General features: G+C 68.8%; 16 protein-coding genes and 1 pseudogene. 11 read left to right on the forward strand and 6 right to left on the reverse strand.

What is annotated here, in order from left to right:
• Window positions 1-280: 280 nt before the first annotated feature.
• The 5 genes from AC06FA_RS14035 to AC06FA_RS14055 form a co-directional block, all read right to left on the reverse strand.
• Window positions 281-772 carry a hypothetical protein gene (locus AC06FA_RS14035; RefSeq protein ID WP_478068835.1) on the reverse strand — a complete coding sequence of 164 codons (492 nt, stop codon included), beginning with the start codon at window positions 770-772 and terminating at the stop codon, window positions 281-283.
• Between the two features lie 91 nt (window positions 773-863).
• Complete coding sequence (locus AC06FA_RS14040; protein WP_478068836.1) at window positions 864-1,688, reverse strand: alpha/beta fold hydrolase; 825 nt, start codon at window positions 1,686-1,688, stop codon at window positions 864-866.
• A gap of 32 nt (window positions 1,689-1,720) precedes the next feature.
• Window positions 1,721-2,701, reverse strand: a complete 981-nt coding sequence (locus tag AC06FA_RS14045; protein ID WP_478068837.1) for an MBL fold metallo-hydrolase — start codon at window positions 2,699-2,701, stop codon at window positions 1,721-1,723.
• Between the two features lie 101 nt (window positions 2,702-2,802).
• Complete coding sequence (locus tag AC06FA_RS14050) at window positions 2,803-3,666, reverse strand: alpha/beta fold hydrolase (protein WP_478068838.1); 864 nt, start codon at window positions 3,664-3,666, stop codon at window positions 2,803-2,805.
• A gap of 41 nt (window positions 3,667-3,707) precedes the next feature.
• Complete coding sequence (locus tag AC06FA_RS14055; RefSeq protein WP_478068839.1) at window positions 3,708-4,898, reverse strand: MFS transporter; 1,191 nt, start codon at window positions 4,896-4,898, stop codon at window positions 3,708-3,710.
• A 109-nt stretch (window positions 4,899-5,007) separates the two neighbouring features.
• Between AC06FA_RS14055 and AC06FA_RS14060 the strand changes: the two genes are divergently transcribed.
• The 7 genes from AC06FA_RS14060 to AC06FA_RS14090 all read left to right on the forward strand — a co-directional run bounded on the left by AC06FA_RS14060 (window position 5,008) and on the right by AC06FA_RS14090 (window position 9,996).
• Window positions 5,008-5,880: a LysR family transcriptional regulator gene (locus tag AC06FA_RS14060; RefSeq protein ID WP_478068840.1), complete on the forward strand. Its 873-nt coding sequence runs from the start codon at window positions 5,008-5,010 to the stop codon at window positions 5,878-5,880.
• A 438-nt stretch (window positions 5,881-6,318) separates the two neighbouring features.
• Entirely contained in the window at window positions 6,319-6,675 is a 357-nt protein-coding gene (locus tag AC06FA_RS14065) for a hypothetical protein (RefSeq protein ID WP_478068841.1), read from the forward strand.
• A complete protein-coding gene (locus AC06FA_RS14070) occupies window positions 6,672-7,007 on the forward strand; it encodes a hypothetical protein (protein WP_478068842.1) in 336 nt (111 codons plus the stop codon). The genes AC06FA_RS14065 and AC06FA_RS14070 overlap by 4 nt, the downstream gene beginning before the upstream one ends.
• Window positions 7,008-7,281: 274 nt before the next feature.
• A complete protein-coding gene (locus AC06FA_RS14075) occupies window positions 7,282-7,938 on the forward strand; it encodes a hypothetical protein (RefSeq protein WP_478068843.1) in 657 nt (218 codons plus the stop codon).
• A 43-nt stretch (window positions 7,939-7,981) separates the two neighbouring features.
• Window positions 7,982-9,103, forward strand: a complete 1,122-nt coding sequence (locus tag AC06FA_RS14080; protein ID WP_478068844.1) for a TrbL/VirB6 family protein — start codon at window positions 7,982-7,984, stop codon at window positions 9,101-9,103.
• A gap of 19 nt (window positions 9,104-9,122) precedes the next feature.
• Window positions 9,123-9,410: a hypothetical protein gene (locus AC06FA_RS14085; protein ID WP_478068845.1), complete on the forward strand. Its 288-nt coding sequence runs from the start codon at window positions 9,123-9,125 to the stop codon at window positions 9,408-9,410.
• A gap of 58 nt (window positions 9,411-9,468) precedes the next feature.
• Window positions 9,469-9,996 (forward strand): hypothetical protein, encoded by a 528-nt coding sequence (locus tag AC06FA_RS14090; RefSeq protein WP_478068846.1) that lies wholly within the window; start codon window positions 9,469-9,471, stop codon window positions 9,994-9,996.
• Between the two features lie 48 nt (window positions 9,997-10,044).
• On the opposite strand, the gene AC06FA_RS14095 is transcribed toward AC06FA_RS14090, so the two are convergent.
• Window positions 10,045-10,965 (reverse strand): M14 family metallopeptidase, encoded by a 921-nt coding sequence (locus tag AC06FA_RS14095; RefSeq protein WP_478068847.1) that lies wholly within the window; start codon window positions 10,963-10,965, stop codon window positions 10,045-10,047.
• Window positions 10,966-11,108: 143 nt separating this feature from the next.
• On the opposite strand from AC06FA_RS14095, the gene AC06FA_RS14100 reads away from it, so the two are divergent.
• From AC06FA_RS14100 to AC06FA_RS14115, 4 genes and pseudogenes are all read left to right on the forward strand, one after another.
• A complete protein-coding gene (locus tag AC06FA_RS14100; RefSeq protein ID WP_478068848.1) occupies window positions 11,109-11,762 on the forward strand; it encodes a DUF3348 family protein in 654 nt (217 codons plus the stop codon).
• A 10-nt stretch (window positions 11,763-11,772) separates the two neighbouring features.
• Window positions 11,773-14,004 (forward strand): DUF802 domain-containing protein, encoded by a 2,232-nt coding sequence (locus tag AC06FA_RS14105; protein WP_478068849.1) that lies wholly within the window; start codon window positions 11,773-11,775, stop codon window positions 14,002-14,004.
• Complete coding sequence (locus AC06FA_RS14110) at window positions 14,001-14,639, forward strand: OmpA family protein (protein ID WP_478068850.1); 639 nt, start codon at window positions 14,001-14,003, stop codon at window positions 14,637-14,639. Before AC06FA_RS14105 ends, AC06FA_RS14110 begins: the two co-directional genes overlap by 4 nt.
• Window positions 14,602-15,015, forward strand: a pseudogene (locus AC06FA_RS14115) (DUF2894 domain-containing protein); the annotation flags it as partial. The gene AC06FA_RS14110 and the pseudogene AC06FA_RS14115, both read left to right, overlap by 38 nt.
• Window positions 15,016-15,327: the final 312 nt, after the last annotated feature.

Below are 15,327 nucleotides of genomic sequence, written 5' to 3' on the forward strand. Positions count from 1 at the left end.
CACGCCCCCTGGGCCGCAGGCGGCACCGGGCTGCGTGGCCTGTGCACACCGCTAGTGTGTGCAGGCGTGGTCGCCCAGCTCTGCCGCGCACTATCGCTTGGGCAGGCACCTGTGGCGCCGGTGTTGGCCAGCGCTGGCGCTGCGCTGCTGATGTGGTCGCAGTTGCCCGTCGATGCCAGCAGCCTGCCCTTGGCACGGCTGCTGGCAGCGTCGGCGGGCGTCAGCCTGCTGCTGGTGGCGCAGCACATGCGCTGCACCACCCCGGCAGGGTCTACCGCGCTCAGTTTTCCTGGTAGTCGCGCTCGTCGTACTCACCCGGCACGGTGCAGGTCAGCGTAACCGGGCTGCCCTCGCTCACCATCAGCGAGCCCAGCTTGGTTTCGCGGCCACCGCCGGCATCCAGCTTGGCCGCCTTGCGCACGGCGGCAACGCTGGCGCCCAGTTCGGCGCTGTAGCTCTGGCCCATGCCATCGCTGTCGTCGATGTAGGCGGTGATTTCCTTCACCGGCAGACCAAACAGGGTGAACCCGGCGGCCGGGGTGATCGGCTTCAGGCTGCCGTCTTCTTCGCGCGGCAGCGCCTTCCAGGCGGCAGCGTTGGTATCGGGGGCGGCGCGGCATTCCAGCGCGGCCTGCAGCGACGGCGCAATGGCCTGCCACTGGCTGGCGTTCGAGGCGTGGGCGGCCGGTGCGGTGGCGGCGACGGCCAGCAGCGGAGCCAGCAGCTTCAGGCGCGTGCGGCGTGCACGAGACAGGGAGGGGGTTGCGTTCATTACCTACATTCCATTTGCAGTGGGGTTCCTTGCCGCTGGCACTGCGGATGCAGGCGCCAACGGCGAAGGAATTCTACGCTTCCACGTGCACTCAGACGTAGGCAAATGCGGCCAGATCGGCGTTCAGGCGATCCCGATGGGTGACCAGGAAACCGTGCGAGGCGCCCTCGTACACCACCAGGGTGGCATTGGGCAGGATCTCGACGGCACGACGTGCGGTGGTGTCCAGCGGCACGATGTCATCGCCACTGCCGTGCACCACCAGCGTCGGCAGCGTGATCGATGCCATCTCCGCGCGGAAGTCGGTACCCCAGAACTGGTCGACGCAGGCAAGCTGCGCATGCAGCGCGCCGCTCATGCCCTGCTGCCAGAACGCCATCTGCCAGCCCGCGTCATGCGGCACGTCACCCTGTCCCATGGCGAAGAAGGCGGTGGGGAAATCCAGGTACAACTGTGAACGATTGCCCAGCACGGCCTGCTTCACCCCGTCAGCCACCGCCCTCGGCACGCCCTCGGGATGGCCGTCGATAGCGCCCATCAACGGCGTGATGGCACCCAGCAGCACCAGTTTGGCAACACGATCGGTACCGTGCCGGGTGACATAGCGCACCACTTCACCGCCGCCCATCGAGTGCCCCACCAGTACCGCATCGCGCAGGTCCAGGGCCTGCATCACCGCCGCCAGGTCATCGGCGAAGGTGTCCATGTCATAGCCGCCCGGCGGCTGGTCCGAGCGCCCATGCCCGCGGCGGTCATACGCCACCACACGGAAGCCGGCGTCGGCCAGGAACTGCATCTGCGGGTCCCAGGCGTCGCTGTTCAACGGCCAGCCGTGCGAGAGCACGATCGGGCGGCCACTGCCGATGTCGCGGTAGAAGATCTGGGTGCCATCCTGGGCAGCAACGAAATTGGTCATGTCTGATCCTGTATGCGGTTGGGGGAAGCGGTTCAGCGATTGAGCGTGTAGTTGGCCGGCACCCAGCGGTACTGGTACGGCGCGCCCTCGGCGATATGGCCGATGCCGGGGAAGGAAATGTGTGCCGCGGCGATCCACCAGCCGTTGGCTACCGCCTGCTGGTACAAGGCATCACGCGAAGCAATAGCCCGGGTGCTCTGCCAGTCGTAACGAATGGCCACCTGCGGGTCATCGAACTGCACCGCCGCCACATGCACGGTGTCACCCCAGAACAGCATGGCCTGATCGGCATCGTGCAGCAGGTAGACACTGTGGCCAGGGGTGTGGCCGGGGGCTGGCAGGGCACGCAGCCCCGGCACCAGGTCCTGGCCTGCCGGTTCGAAGGTCTGCACGCGCCCGGCCGCACGATACGGCGCCAGCACGCTCTGCGCGGCTGCGAAGAACGGACGCTGCAGCGGTCCCACCTGGTCCTGGTTGCGGCTGTTGGTCCAGAAGTCGAACTCGCGCTTGGCCACATGCACCGTGGCATTGGGGAACACCGCCTTGCCATCGCGCAGCAGGCCGCCGGCATGGTCTTCATGCAGGTGGGTGATGAAGATGTCATCCACATCGTCCGGGCTATGCCCCGATGCCCGCAGCGCCGCGACCAGGCCGCCACCCTCGGCGCCGTACAGATCGCCGGCGCCGGTATCGACCAGCATCACCCGACCGCCCTGCTCGATCAGGAACGCGTTGATCATGCCTTCCACAGGTGCCTTCAGATACTGCTGCGCCAGCAGCCGATCCACTTCGCCGGGGCGCGCGCCCAACAGCAGCTGGTCCACGGGGAACAGATGCGTGCCGTCCAGCAGTGCGGTCACCTGGAACGTGCCCAGCTGCATGCGGTAGAAGCCCGGTGCCTGCTGCGGCTGCTGCACGGCCGCCGCAGCGGGTTCGGCCGCCATGACAGCCATCGGCAACGCCGAGGAAGCGGCCAGCAACAGTGCGGCCGCGAGAGTGTGTGTCTTGTGCATCATTGCATTCCTGCGTGTGTTGAACGAAAAGGCCGATGAGCCCGGGGATACAGGGCGGTGTACTGCACCGTGTGCAGCCGTGTCTGCAGTAGCGCGGTCCATCAGCCCCTCCAGTCCTGCAGGAACTCCATCAGCAGGCCGTTCACCACCTCCGGGCGCTCTTCATGCGGCAGGTGGCCGCAGCGTTCGATGGCAACCGCACGCAGGTTTTCGGCCATTTCCGCCCAGACCTTCGGCATGTCGAACATGCGCCCCACCGCCTCGAACTCCGCGCCCCAAAGGGCCAGCGTCGGGCAGGCAATGCGCACGTGCGCGTCTTCCAGGTCCTGCTGTACGTCCACTGCGTTGGCGCGGTAGTCCGACATCGCCCCGCGCACCGCACCCGGCGCACTGTAGGCGCGCACATAGGTGTCGAAGGCTTCGCCGCCGATCGCGGCCGGGTCGTAGGCCCAGTCAGAGAAGAACCAGCGCAGCCATTTCGCTTCATTGCCGGCAATCAGCGCCTCGGGCAGATCCGGCACCAGGTGGAACAGGAAGAACCAGTACGCCTTGGCGATGGCGGCGTTCAGTTCACGCGCCACGATGCGGGTGGGCACGTTGTCCATCACCACCAGGCGGTCCACGCGCTGCGGGTGATCCTTGGCCAGGCGCGTGGCCACGCGGGCACCACGGTCGTGCCCGACCAGCGCCACCTTGTCGATGCCCAGCGTGTCCAGCAGGGCCACGATGTCCTGCGCCATGGTGCGCTTGTCGTAGCCGGTGGCCGGCTTCTCGGTTTCACCGTAGCCACGCAGATCGGGCGCAATCACCCGGTGGTTGGCCGCCAGCACCGGAATCTGGTGCCGCCAGGCGTAGTTGGTTTCCGGAAAGCCGTGCAGCAGCACCACGGGGGCGCCGTTGCCGGTGTCGATGAAGTTCTGGCGGATGCCATTGGCACGCACGGTGTGGCTGACGAACGGGTTCATCAGAGTGTCCTTTCAACGTGGGGGGAAAGATGAGGGGGTTCTCAGCGCGCTGCGGCGCGGGTGCCGAGCTGCAGTGCGGTGGCCAGCGCGGCCAGGCCGATCGACAACGCCACGACGCCCCGCCAGCCATCCAGCGACCAGGCCCAGCTGGCGGCCGCAGCACCGGAGGCACCGCCCAGGAACATCGAGCCCATGAACAGCGTGTTGAGGCGCGAACGGGCTTCCGGCCGCAGTGCGTAGACCACGTGCTGCTGCGAAACCAGCACGCCCTGCACCGCCAGGTCCAGCAGCACGCAGCCCACGACCAGGCCGATGATGGACGGCCACAGGCCCAGCAACAGCCACGACAGCAGGGTGAGCGCGCTGCCGGCGATGATGGCCAGGTGCGGGCCACGGCGGTCGGCAATGCGGCCGGCCAGCGGTGCAGCCAGGATGCCGACCGCACCGACGATGCCGAACAACCCGGCCACCTGGGCGCCGTAATCGGCACTCAACTGCGGCAGGCGCAGCGACAAGGTGGTCCAGAACGCGGCGAACGCAGCGAACAGCAAGGCCTGAGTGATGGCGGCGCGGCGCAGCACCGGCAGTTCACGCCACAGCCCCACCAGTGAACGCATCAGCACCGGATAGCTTGCGCCCTGCGTGGGCTGGCTGACCGGCAGCAGCGTGCGTGCCAGTACCGCAGCACCCAGCGCCAGCGGCACGCCCAGCCAGAACATGGCGCGCCAGCCGGCGTGGTCGCCCACGGCGCCGGACAGGGTGCGGCTGAGCAGGATGCCGCACAGCACGCCGGACATCACGATGCCGATGGTGGCGCCGCGGCGTTCGGGCGCGGCCAGTGCGGCGGCCAGCGGCACGATCTGCTGGGCCACGGTGGCGGTCACCCCCACCAGCAGCGACGCGGCCAGCAGCAGGGCACCGCTGGGCGCCAGCGCGGTCAACGCCAGGGCCACGGCCAGCAGGGTGAACTGCACCACGATCAGGCGGCGGCGCTCCACGCGGTCGCCCAGCGGCACCAGTGCGAACAGGCCGAGCGCGTAGCCCAGCTGGGTGGCGGTGGGCACCAGGCCGGTCAGCGTGCCCGGCAGCTCGCGCTGCATCAGGCCCAGCATGGGCTGGTTGTAATAGATGTTGGCCACGGCCAGGCCTGCACACAGGGCCATCACCAGGGTGAGGGCCGGGGTCAGGGCCGGTAGCGCGGCAGGCTGTGCCGGAGTGGTTGCAGTGCGCATGGATCGGGCTCGGTTCGCACCCGGAGTGGGCGTGGCGAAACTATGAGCGCGTATCGAATCATGCAGTAGACTGCCAATCAGTTAGGCCAGCCAAACGGAAATCGTTAGAATGAACCTGAGCGATGTGCAGGTGTTCGTGGAAGCCGTGCGCGTGGGCAGCCTGGCCGGCGCGGCGCGCAAGCTGGGCCTGACCGCCATGTCGGCCTCGCGCAGCCTGGGGGCGCTGGAAGCCGAACTGGGCGCGCGCCTGCTGCACCGGACCACCCGGTCGCTGTCGCCCACCAGCGATGGCGAGGTGTTCCTGCCCTACGCGCAGGCCCTGCTGGAAGGCCAGGCCAATGCCCTGGCCGACCTGCACCCCGATGGCGGCGGCCTGAGCGGCCAGTTGCGCGTCACCGCGTCCACCGCATTCGGGCGCCGCGTGGTAGCGCCGCTGCTGCCGGCCTTCATGACCGAGCACCCGCGCCTGCACGTGGATCTGCACACCACCGACGAGCAGGTGGATATCGTCGCGCAGGGCATTGATGTGGCCATCCGCATTGCGCCGCTGCGCGACAACCGGCTGGTGGCGCGGCGCCTGGCCGACAACCCGCGCGTGCTGATCGCTTCATCCGCGTATCTGCAACAGCGCGGGCAGCCGCAGCTGCTGTCCGATCTGGCGGGGCACGAGTGCCTGGCCGCCAGCGGCACCCGCCACTGGGCGTTCCTGCGCGACGGCAAGCCGCTGCGGCAGCGGGTGGCGGGCCGGCTGACGGCCAGTTCGGTGGAAGCGGTGTATGAAGCCTGCGCGGGCGGGCTGGGCATCGCCAATCTGTCGCAGTGGTATGTGCGCGATGCGCTGGCGCGTGGCGATGTGCAGGCGATCACGCTGGAAGATGCCGCGCCCGAACCGCTGGATATCTGGGCGGTCTATCCCAGCGCCAGCCGGGTGCCGCCGAAAGTGCGCGCGTTCGTGGCGGCGGTGCAGGACGCGCTGGGCTGAGGCCTTGTCGCAATTGCCACGTTGTGGGGTGTAAGTGCAGGTGTTCAACACGGCACTGTGTCGCAGATTGCCGGTTGGGCGCAGCGCCACGCGCCACTTCGGATCGCGGTTACTTAACAGCCTGCGACAATGCCGAAAGCGTCGCTATCAGAGTGCGTTCTTCAACTTTTCTGATTGGCATTCGGCATCACCGCGGTTACAGATGGCGGGCCATCGATAACGGATGGCCGGGCTTCGAATCCCGCATTAAAGCTGAGTGATTGCGCTTGCCAGTCGGCGCCGCCGTGTGCGGCGTCGGCTGGCAATCCGCCTGCCGGCCATGGCGGGCGGTGCGCGGGGGCGTTCGCGCCCGCCGGCTTGGCTTCATCCGGATTCGAACCGCGTACCGCCCGCCACCTTTGTGTGGCGGTTGTTGCTTGCCCCTTTCGGAGCCACGCCATGACCACGCCTGATGTATCGCCGCTGCGCCCTGCCCGCCCGGCGGCCGCCGACCCTACTTCCTTTGCCGCGACCCTGCGCCGTATCGGCCGCGGCGCCGCCGCCAACGGCCAACCCTGGCCCGAGCAGCACCCGATGCCCACGCGGCGCGTGCAACTGGCCGATGCAGACTGCGCCGTGGCCGGCCTGCGCGTGGTGCAGGAACTGCTGCTGGCCGCCGAGCGCGTGCGGCAGAGCGGCAACGAGGACGAATGCCTGGGCGACCGCGTGATGGAAGGGCTGATGATGGCCTGCATGGCGCTGAGCGCACAGGTAGGTGATCGCCTGCAGGGTGAACACGTCGGGGCACAGCCATGAACCGCGAGCGCTTCCGCCACCTGCACATCGACCTGCACGCCCGCGAGCGTCAGTTCCTGATCCACCGCCTGTGCCTGTTCGCCGTTCTGCTGGCCGTGCCGACCCTTGTGCTGGCGCTGCTGCCAGCGGCCACACGGCCACTGCCCACGCTGCTGCATCTGGGCGTGCTGCTGGGTTTCATCGCGCACATGGCGCGCCACGGCCCACGCAGCGTGCCACCCGACGGGCTGCTCTGCGCCACGTGTGGCCACGCGCTGCTGGACACGTGCGGCCAACACGCACTGGCCACCGGCTACTGCCCGCAGTGCGGCGCGGAACTGTTCAACGACTGAGGGCGAAAGCGCATACCGCGCGTGCTGGCGTGAACGACCTCGATAGGGCGTTGCCGCAGGCCCTTTCTGCAACGGAGTGCAGGTTGCGATCGCTGCGGTGGTAACGCCGCAGAACCGCGCCACGGCGGGCTGTCCGCGCACTGCGCGCGACCGGCGTGGCCGCATGCGACGCGGCACGCAATGGCGCCGATTGACGGTCCCGTGCCCGCGCAGTGAACTGCCGGCACCGACGCGATTTCCGCCATCGAATGCCTCTTCTCTCGCAGCCACTGCCATGACCGACCTTCAGCCCGCGCGTGCCCGACCGGCACGCCTGCTTGCCTGCCTGTTCCTCGCCGTCCTGCTGGTGGCCGGCTCCGCCCACGCGACGTGGACCGTCAATGACCCGCAGTTCATGAACCGCGCCATCGAGCAGTACAACCAGCAGCGTGAGCACTACCGGCAGCAACTCATCCGCCTGCAGCCCCTGCAGCACAGCAACGCCGCGTTCACCCAGGGCTTCAGCGAGCGCAGCGTTGACTACCGGCTGCAGGAGCATTGTCCCGGCGCGGGCAAGGCGGCCACGGAACAGCACACGCTCTGCGCGCGCATCGTGATGGCGCGCAACACGCAGTACAACGCCACCGTGCGCATGCTGGATCGGCTGGTCGCGCGCCACCAGCAGTTCATGGCCATCCAGCAACAGCGCAGCCAGACCGGTACCCGCCAGGGCGATCTGGCCGCCAATGACAACGAGGTACTGCGCTTCATCGCACAGAACGCGCTGGAGCGGGACTACTGGATGGCCCAGATGAAGGCCTACGACGGCTACATCGACAGCCTGGACGCAGACCGCTCGCGGCTGGCGCGGCAGGCACTGGATGGCGGCCCGCCCAACCTGCTGGGCGAGGTCATCCAGGCGCGTGTACTGGCCCACGCGCTGTCGCACTAACGCCCTGGCGCGCTTCTTTCACCGTATCGCATGGACCGATGGCATGAATGGATTTCTCGACACCCTCCCCTGCGGGCTGCTGCTGGCCGACGCCACGCCGGGCCAGTTCCTGTTCTTCCGGCTGGTGAATGACTACTTCGACGGCGAGATTGCCCGCTTCGGCCTGGAACTGACGCGTCGCGCCGCGCACTGGGTCAGCGTGCTCGCGCTCACCCTGACCACGTGCTGGCTGCTGGTGCGGGGCTTTGCGATTGCCACCGGGCGGTCAGCGCTGAACGCAATGGCGACCATGACCCAGGCCGCGAAGGTGGCGCTGGTGGTCATGCTGGCCACCGCCACCGGCGCCAATGGTACGGCGCTGCACACCGCGGCAACCGACCAGCTGGACCGGGCCATCCACACGCTCTTTACCGGCAAGCTCGACAGCAGCGCGGCCGATGCGATCGATGAAAACCTGATGTACACGCAGTTGGCGCTTTCCACGCTGGATGCCCTGCACGTGGACGGCGGCGATACGGAACTGGTTGCCAAGAAGCAGCGCGCCCTGCAACTGGCCAGTTTCGGCACCGCCAGCCCACCCATGGCCGCCGCCGCGATGCTGTTGTTGTTCAAATTCACGATGGCCTTCCTGATGGGCGTCGGCCCGATCTTCATCCTGTTGCTGATGTTCGAGCGCACCCAGGATCTGTTCAAGAAGTGGTTGTTCTACGTGCTGGGCACGCTGTTCTCGATGTCGGTCCTGTCTGCGGTCTCGGCCATGGTGCTGAAGTTCAGCGCCAAGGTTGCCGCCGCGTTCTGGGTGATGGAGAAGATTCCGATCACCAGCGGCGAAGGCCTGTCGTCGCAGGCACTGCAGCAGGGTGGCATCGGGCTGCTCATGACCGCGCTGATCATCACCACGCCCACCCTTGCGGCGGCCATCTGGCAGGGCAACATGGGGTCGTTCATGGCGTACTCGCCGTTTGCCAGCGCGACCCCGCCGCCGGGGTCCTCCGGCGCACCGGGGCTCTCCTACGGTCCTGCCGCAGTGCCGCCCGCTACCGGTTCGGTCGTCGACACGCACGCGGCACCGCCCGCCCGTTTCGCCGCACCCCATCGGCCTGCATCGCTGGAAGGCACCGGTCTGCGCGGCAACGCGAACCGCGACAACGACCGTTTTCCCTGATGCATCCGGAGCCGATGCCATGCACACATCCGTCGCCTGCGCGGTGGTCCTGATGCTGCTGCCCACGCTGGCTGCGGCGGAATCGGACAATTACTACGAGCCCATCCCCTATTACAACGACAACCCGTTCCTTTTCTGCACGCTGGGCGTGCCCAGCGACTGCTGGACGCCCATCGACCCGGCCACCGGCACGTTCACCGTCACCAACATCTACTGCTACAACCCAGCCTCGGCCGTGCTGTACGCGCGGGTCTGCCCAAAGGCATTCCCGGCCGGCGCCCCGCCTGGCGCCGCCACGACGGAGTGACGGGCAGCCGGCCGGGTGCTACCGTCCGCAGCAGCTCCCTGCCCCGGCTGGACCACACATGAAAGCAAACGCGCTGCTGTTCGTGGTCGCCACCTTCGCGCTCGGCGCCACCAACACCCAGGCCCAGGAGGCGCGATTCATCTCCTCCGAACCGTCGCCGTTCAAGCGTTCGGTTTTTGTTGAGCCGAACGAAACCCGCTTCAGCGGCAGCGCCACCGTATCGGGCACACTGCAGGTGTCCTGGGAACCGGAAAGCGAGGGCTTCGGCGGCGGCTACCGGGTGGTGCTGAAGCCCGATGCGGCCAGCCAGCGGCGATTGCCGCACGATGCGGGCCGTGGCCCGGTCAGTGAAATCTGGATCCGCAACACCGACACGATCATCAGCGCGCTGCTGTCACCGGCCCAGCGCAAGGCCGGCTTGAAGCAGCAGCACTACTTCAGCGGCCCGGTACGGCTGGTGTTGAATTCCTACCGCACCGGCGTGGACTGCGACATGCGCGGCTACAACGCGCTGTTCGTTGCGGTGGCTGACGAACGCCCGGCCCTGGCCCTGGCACCGCGCCCGGACGAAGTGCCCAGCTGCTAGGTCGAGTGGCCGTGACCCGCTCGCCGGGCATGGCCCGGCGCTACCGGGTTACGGCGCGGCCAGGGCGAAATCCAGCCCGGCGCAGACGGCCGCCACCTGGGCGTCGTTGCATTCCTGCGCGTTGGTGCGCGGGCTGTCCGGGTAGACCTCGGTGGTGGTGGCGTACAGCGCATCGGTAAAGCCGGCGCATGCGCCGATCGAGCGCGATTCGCCCCACACCACGCCGGGCGACTGCAGCGGCAGGCCGACCAGGTTGCCTTCGGCGTCGGCCGGGGCGATATGGGTGATCGGCGCGACGGCGGCAATCAGCGCCTTCTGGAATTCCGGCTGCGGGTCTTCACTGTTGCCGATCACGTAGAAGCCATCGGGAATGGTGTCGCGCTCGAACGGCTTGCCGTCGCGGGCGCAGCGCGCCGGGTCGAACTCGTGCAGGTCGCTGTCGGTGGTTTCGTGCAGGTCCAGGTGCACCCGGATGTCCGGTTTGCGCTCGGCCAGCCAGCGCATCAGTGCGGCCGCTTCCTCGATCTGGCCACCGTCACGGAAACTGCGGTTCGGGTCGATGGCGTCCGGGTTCCAGCGCTGGATGCGCTCGTAACCCCACGGGCTGACGCACGGCGCCACGATCAGGTTGTAGCGGCCCAGGTAGCGCTCGGCCTGCTCCTGCAGGAACTGCAGGGCGCCATGCACCCCGCTGGTCTCGTAACCGTGCACGCCGCCGGTCACCAGCGCGGTCGGCAGGGCCGGGTTCCAGTCGTGGTTGACCACCGCAAACAGCGGGTAGTGGTCGGGCGCGTAGTCCAGCTGGCCGTACTGCACCACATCGAAACGCTCGTCCAGGCGTTCCAGCTCGGCCACCACGTCGTCGTGGTAACTGCGCTGCTTCTGCTGGCGGGCCCGCCACTGTGCGCGTTCAGCATCGCCCCAGGGCTGGCCGGGGGTACCGATGGGGTAGAACTGCGCCAGGGTCATGCGGAACTCCAGTGGATTCAGGTGCGGTAGTGCAGCCGACCATTGTACGCCCGCTGCCGGGCGCGGGCGGCATGCCGCCGGCCCTTTCATACGGGCCGGGTCATCTGGCTGTAAAATCAACCGTTTTGGCCCCCAACCCCTTGATGGCGAACGCAGTGCAGCCGGTCCTGGGTGGACCGGACTTCCTCCGTCTGCTCGCCCGTCTCAGTGACGGTGCGATGCCGGCCACCAGTCCTGCCCTGACCGATCGCCTCGGCCAGTGGGTGGACTGGAGCCGTGCCGTGGCCCTGTCCGGGGCGCTGGATGGCCGCCTGCCCGAGCCAGCCGAAGCGGCCGAGACGCTGGACGACCTGCTGGCCGATTGCGCCCAGGCCGAGGCCAGCCTGCTGGCGTCGCTGAAAGAGGATGCCGAGGCCGAGCGCCTGCTGGACCTGGCCGAGGCGGCCGCCACCGCCAATTTCGCCTCGCTGCGGCAGCGCTATCTGGTGCTGCAACGCGCGATCCAGACCGCCACCGGCCGCCTGCGCGGGCGCCTGCGCGATCAGCTGGTGCAGATGGCGCCCGAACTGGCGCGGCTGGCCGAGGTCGACGCGGTGATGGAACAGACCCTGAGCCCGCGCGAACAGGCCCTGCTGGCCACCGCCCCCGCCGTGCTGGGCGCGCGCTTCGAGCGCGTGCATGGCCAGCCCGGCTGGCGCGCGCCCTTCCGCAACGATATGCGCAGCCTGCTGCTGGCCGAGCTTGAGCTGCGCTTCCACCCGATTCAGGGGCTGCTTGCAGCCCTGCGCCCCCACTGACCGGAACACCATGTCCAGAACCGTCTTCCCTGTCGTTGTCTTCCTTGTGGGCCTGCTGGCCGTGTGCTGGATCGGCATTGGCTACGTGGCCGTGCATCCGCTGGGCGCGCTGGTGGCGGCGGTGATCGCGGCCTGCTACGTGGCCGGCGGCGTGGAGCTGTACCGCTACCGCCAGGCCAGCAACGGCCTGCGCGCGGCACTGGCCGATGTATCGCTGGCCCAGGACAGTCTGCAGCCCTGGCTGCAGCGCGTACCGGCCGGCCTACGCAATGCGGTGCGCCTGCGCGTGGAGGGCGAGCGCACCGCCCTGCCCGCGCCGGTGCTGACCCCGTACCTGGTGGGGCTGCTGGTGCTGCTGGGCATGCTCGGCACCCTGCTGGGCATGATGGACACCCTGCGCGGCACCGGCCTGGCCCTGCAGAGCGCCACCGACATGGCCGCCATCCGCGGTTCGCTGGCTTCGCCGGTGCAGGGCCTGGCCGTGGCCTTCGGCACATCTATTGCGGGTGTGGCCAGCTCGGCCATGCTAGGCCTGCTGGCCGCCCTGCTGCGCCGCGACCGCCTGCAGGCCGTGCAGCAGCTGGACCGCGCCATCGCCGGCGACCTGCACCCGCACTCGCAGGCCTGGCAGCGCGCCGAATCGCTGCGCCTGCTGCAGGCACAGTCCACCGCCCTGCCCGCGCTGGTGGATCGCCTGCAGGAGATGACCCGCGCCTTCGAACAACACAGCAGCGCCGCCAACGAGCGCCTGCTCGCCGGCCAGGGCGAGTTCCTGTCCCAGAGCCAGGCGCTGCAGGAAAGGCTGGCGGTGTCGCTGCAGCAATCGCTGCGCGAAGGCGCCGAAGCCAGCGCGGCGGCCATCGGCGGCGCCCTGCAGCCGTTGGCCGAAACCACGCTGGCCGGCCTGGCCAGCCACGGTCAGGCCTTGCATGCGCGCGTCGAGCAGGCCGTGCAGCAGCAGCTGACCGGCCTGGCCGATGGCTTCGAGCGCAGCCGCGTAGCCACCGAAGCCAGCTGGGCGCGCGTGGTGGATGAGCAGACCCAGGCCCAGCAGGCGCTGGTGACCGAGCTGCGTCAGCATCTGCAGGCCTTCAGCGACGGCCAGGCCCGCCAGAGTGAAACGCTGCTGGCGAGCCTGGGTGAGCGCCTGCAGGGTGATGCGCAGCGCCACGCCGACACCTGGCGCACCGCCGCCGAGCAGCAGCACGACCTGAACCGCGAACTGGCCGAGCGCCAGCAGCAGGCGCTGCAGAGCGCCAACGACAGCCTGCACACCCAGGCGCAGGCCCTGCTGCAGACGCTGGACACGCGCCACGCGGACAGCCAGGCGCTGCTGCAGGCCCACGAAGAGCGTCGTGCGCAGGATTGGCACAGCGCGCAGGCCGCCACGGCCGCCGCGCATGCCGAACTGCAGGCCAGCCTGGACACCCGCGAACAGCAGCGCCAGGCGCGCTGGGATGCGGTAAGCGCCGACCTGCAGCAGGCCCATGCCGCCCTGCAGGCGCAATTGCAGGCCAGCGACGAACAGCGCCTGCAGCGCTGGACTGCGGCACTGCAGGCCGCTTCCGCCGACCTGACCGCGCAGCAGCAGACCGTCTGCCAGACCCTGGCCGAGACCGCCCAGCAGATTGGCGACAACGGCCGCGCGCAGGCCAGCGCCACCCTGGCCGAAGTGTCGACCCTGCTGCAGACCGCCGCGCAGGCCCCGAAGGCCGCTGCCGAAGTCATCAACGAACTGCGCAGCACGCTGTCGGAAAGCCTGGTGCGCGACAACGCCGTGCTGGAAGAGCGCGGCCACCTGCTGGCCACCGTGCAGACCCTGCTGGATGCCATCAACCACGCCTCGCACGAACAGCGCAGCGCGGTGGACGCGCTGGTGGGTGGCTCGGCCGAACTGCTGGAACGCGTGGGCAGCCGCTTCACCGATCACATCGCCGCCGAGACCGGCAAGCTGGATGGCATTGCCGCGCAGTTGAGCGGCAGCGCCGGCGATGTGGGCCAGCTGGCCGGCAGCTTCGGCGCGGCAGTGGAGCAGTTCGGCAGCGCGGCCGTCGAACTTTCCGGCCGCCTGGAGCAGATTGGGGGCGCGCTGGATGCCTCGCTCGCCCGCAGCGATGAGCAGCTGGCCTATTACGTGGCCCAGGCCCGTGAAGTGGTCGACCTGAGCCTGCTGTCGCAGAAGCAGGTGATGGACGAACTGCAGCAGTTGGCCGCGCGCCGCGGCAAGGCCGGCAACGCATGAGCGACGAACTGGAGGTCGATGGCGGATCCCACGCGCCGATCTGGGCCGCCTTCGGTGACCTGATGTCGGTGCTGCTGGGCGCCTTCGTGCTGATCCTGGTGGGCGTGGTGGCGGTGCAGCTGGAGTTGTCGCAGCGCCTGGATGCCGAAGTGAAGCAGCGCCAGGCCGAGGCCAAGCGGCTGCAGACGCTGGAACAGGCACTGGCCGGTCCGCTGGCTGCCGGCCGGGTGACCCTGGTCGATGGCCGCATCGGTATCAGCGGCAACGTGTTGTTCGCGTTGAACTCGGACCAGCTGCAGCCGGAAGGCCAGGAACTGCTGCGCAGCCTCGCAGCCCCGCTGTCGGCCTACCTGGGCTCGCGCGATGAGATCCTGATGGTGAGCGGCTTCACCGACGATGCGCCGATCCGCGATGGCAACCGCCGTTTCGCCGACAACTGGGAGCTGTCCGCGCAGCGTTCGCTGACGGTCACCCGCACCCTGATTGCCGACGGCGTGCCGCCCGATGCCGTGTTTGCCGCCGCGTTCGGCAGCGAGCAGCCGGTCAGCTCGAACGCGGACGAAGCCGGCCGCGCGCGCAACCGCCGCGTGGAGATCGCGCCGATTCCCAAGCCGAAGGCCGGCGATGGCAAGTAAGCCGGTTGCCAGCGCGGCGCGTGAGGGGTTGCGTGCGCTGGTACGCGATCTGGATGCCGGTTCGCGCGCGCGCGAACACTACCCGCAGGTGCCGATGCTGGACACCGTGCGCCGCGAATGGTCGGCCCTGCGCAGCGAACTACAGGTCAAGCGATCGTTGCGCGCCGAAGCCCCGGCCGACGGCGGCCCGCTGAACTCGGCGGTGCTGGTGCAGCGCATGCTGGACACCATGCAGGGCGCCAGCCCCGGCTACCTGCGGCATTTCATCGATTACGTCGATACGCTGTCGTGGCTGCAGGCACTGCAGGACGGCGTAGCCAGCGGCAGTGATTCCGCGAAGCCGAAGCGCACGCGCAAGCCCCGCAGCACCGGTTGACCGCCTGGTAGGTGCCAACCTTGGTTGGCATGCGCAGCACCCGTGTGCCCACCAAGGTGGGCACCTACCAAAACCGGCACCCGCAGCACCCCGTCGTCTGGCAGGTGCCAACCTTGGTTGGCACGCGCGGCACCCGTGTGCCCACCAAGGTGGGCACCTACCAAAACCGGCACCCGCAGCACCCCGTCGTCTGGTAGGTGCCAACCTTGGTTGGCATGCGCAGCACCCGTGCCCACCAAGGTGGGCACCTACCAAAACCGGCACCCGCAGCACCCCGTCGTCTGGTAGGTGCCAACCTTGGTTGGCACGCGC

The organism is Stenotrophomonas sp. Steno-C17, assembly GCF_056393165.1.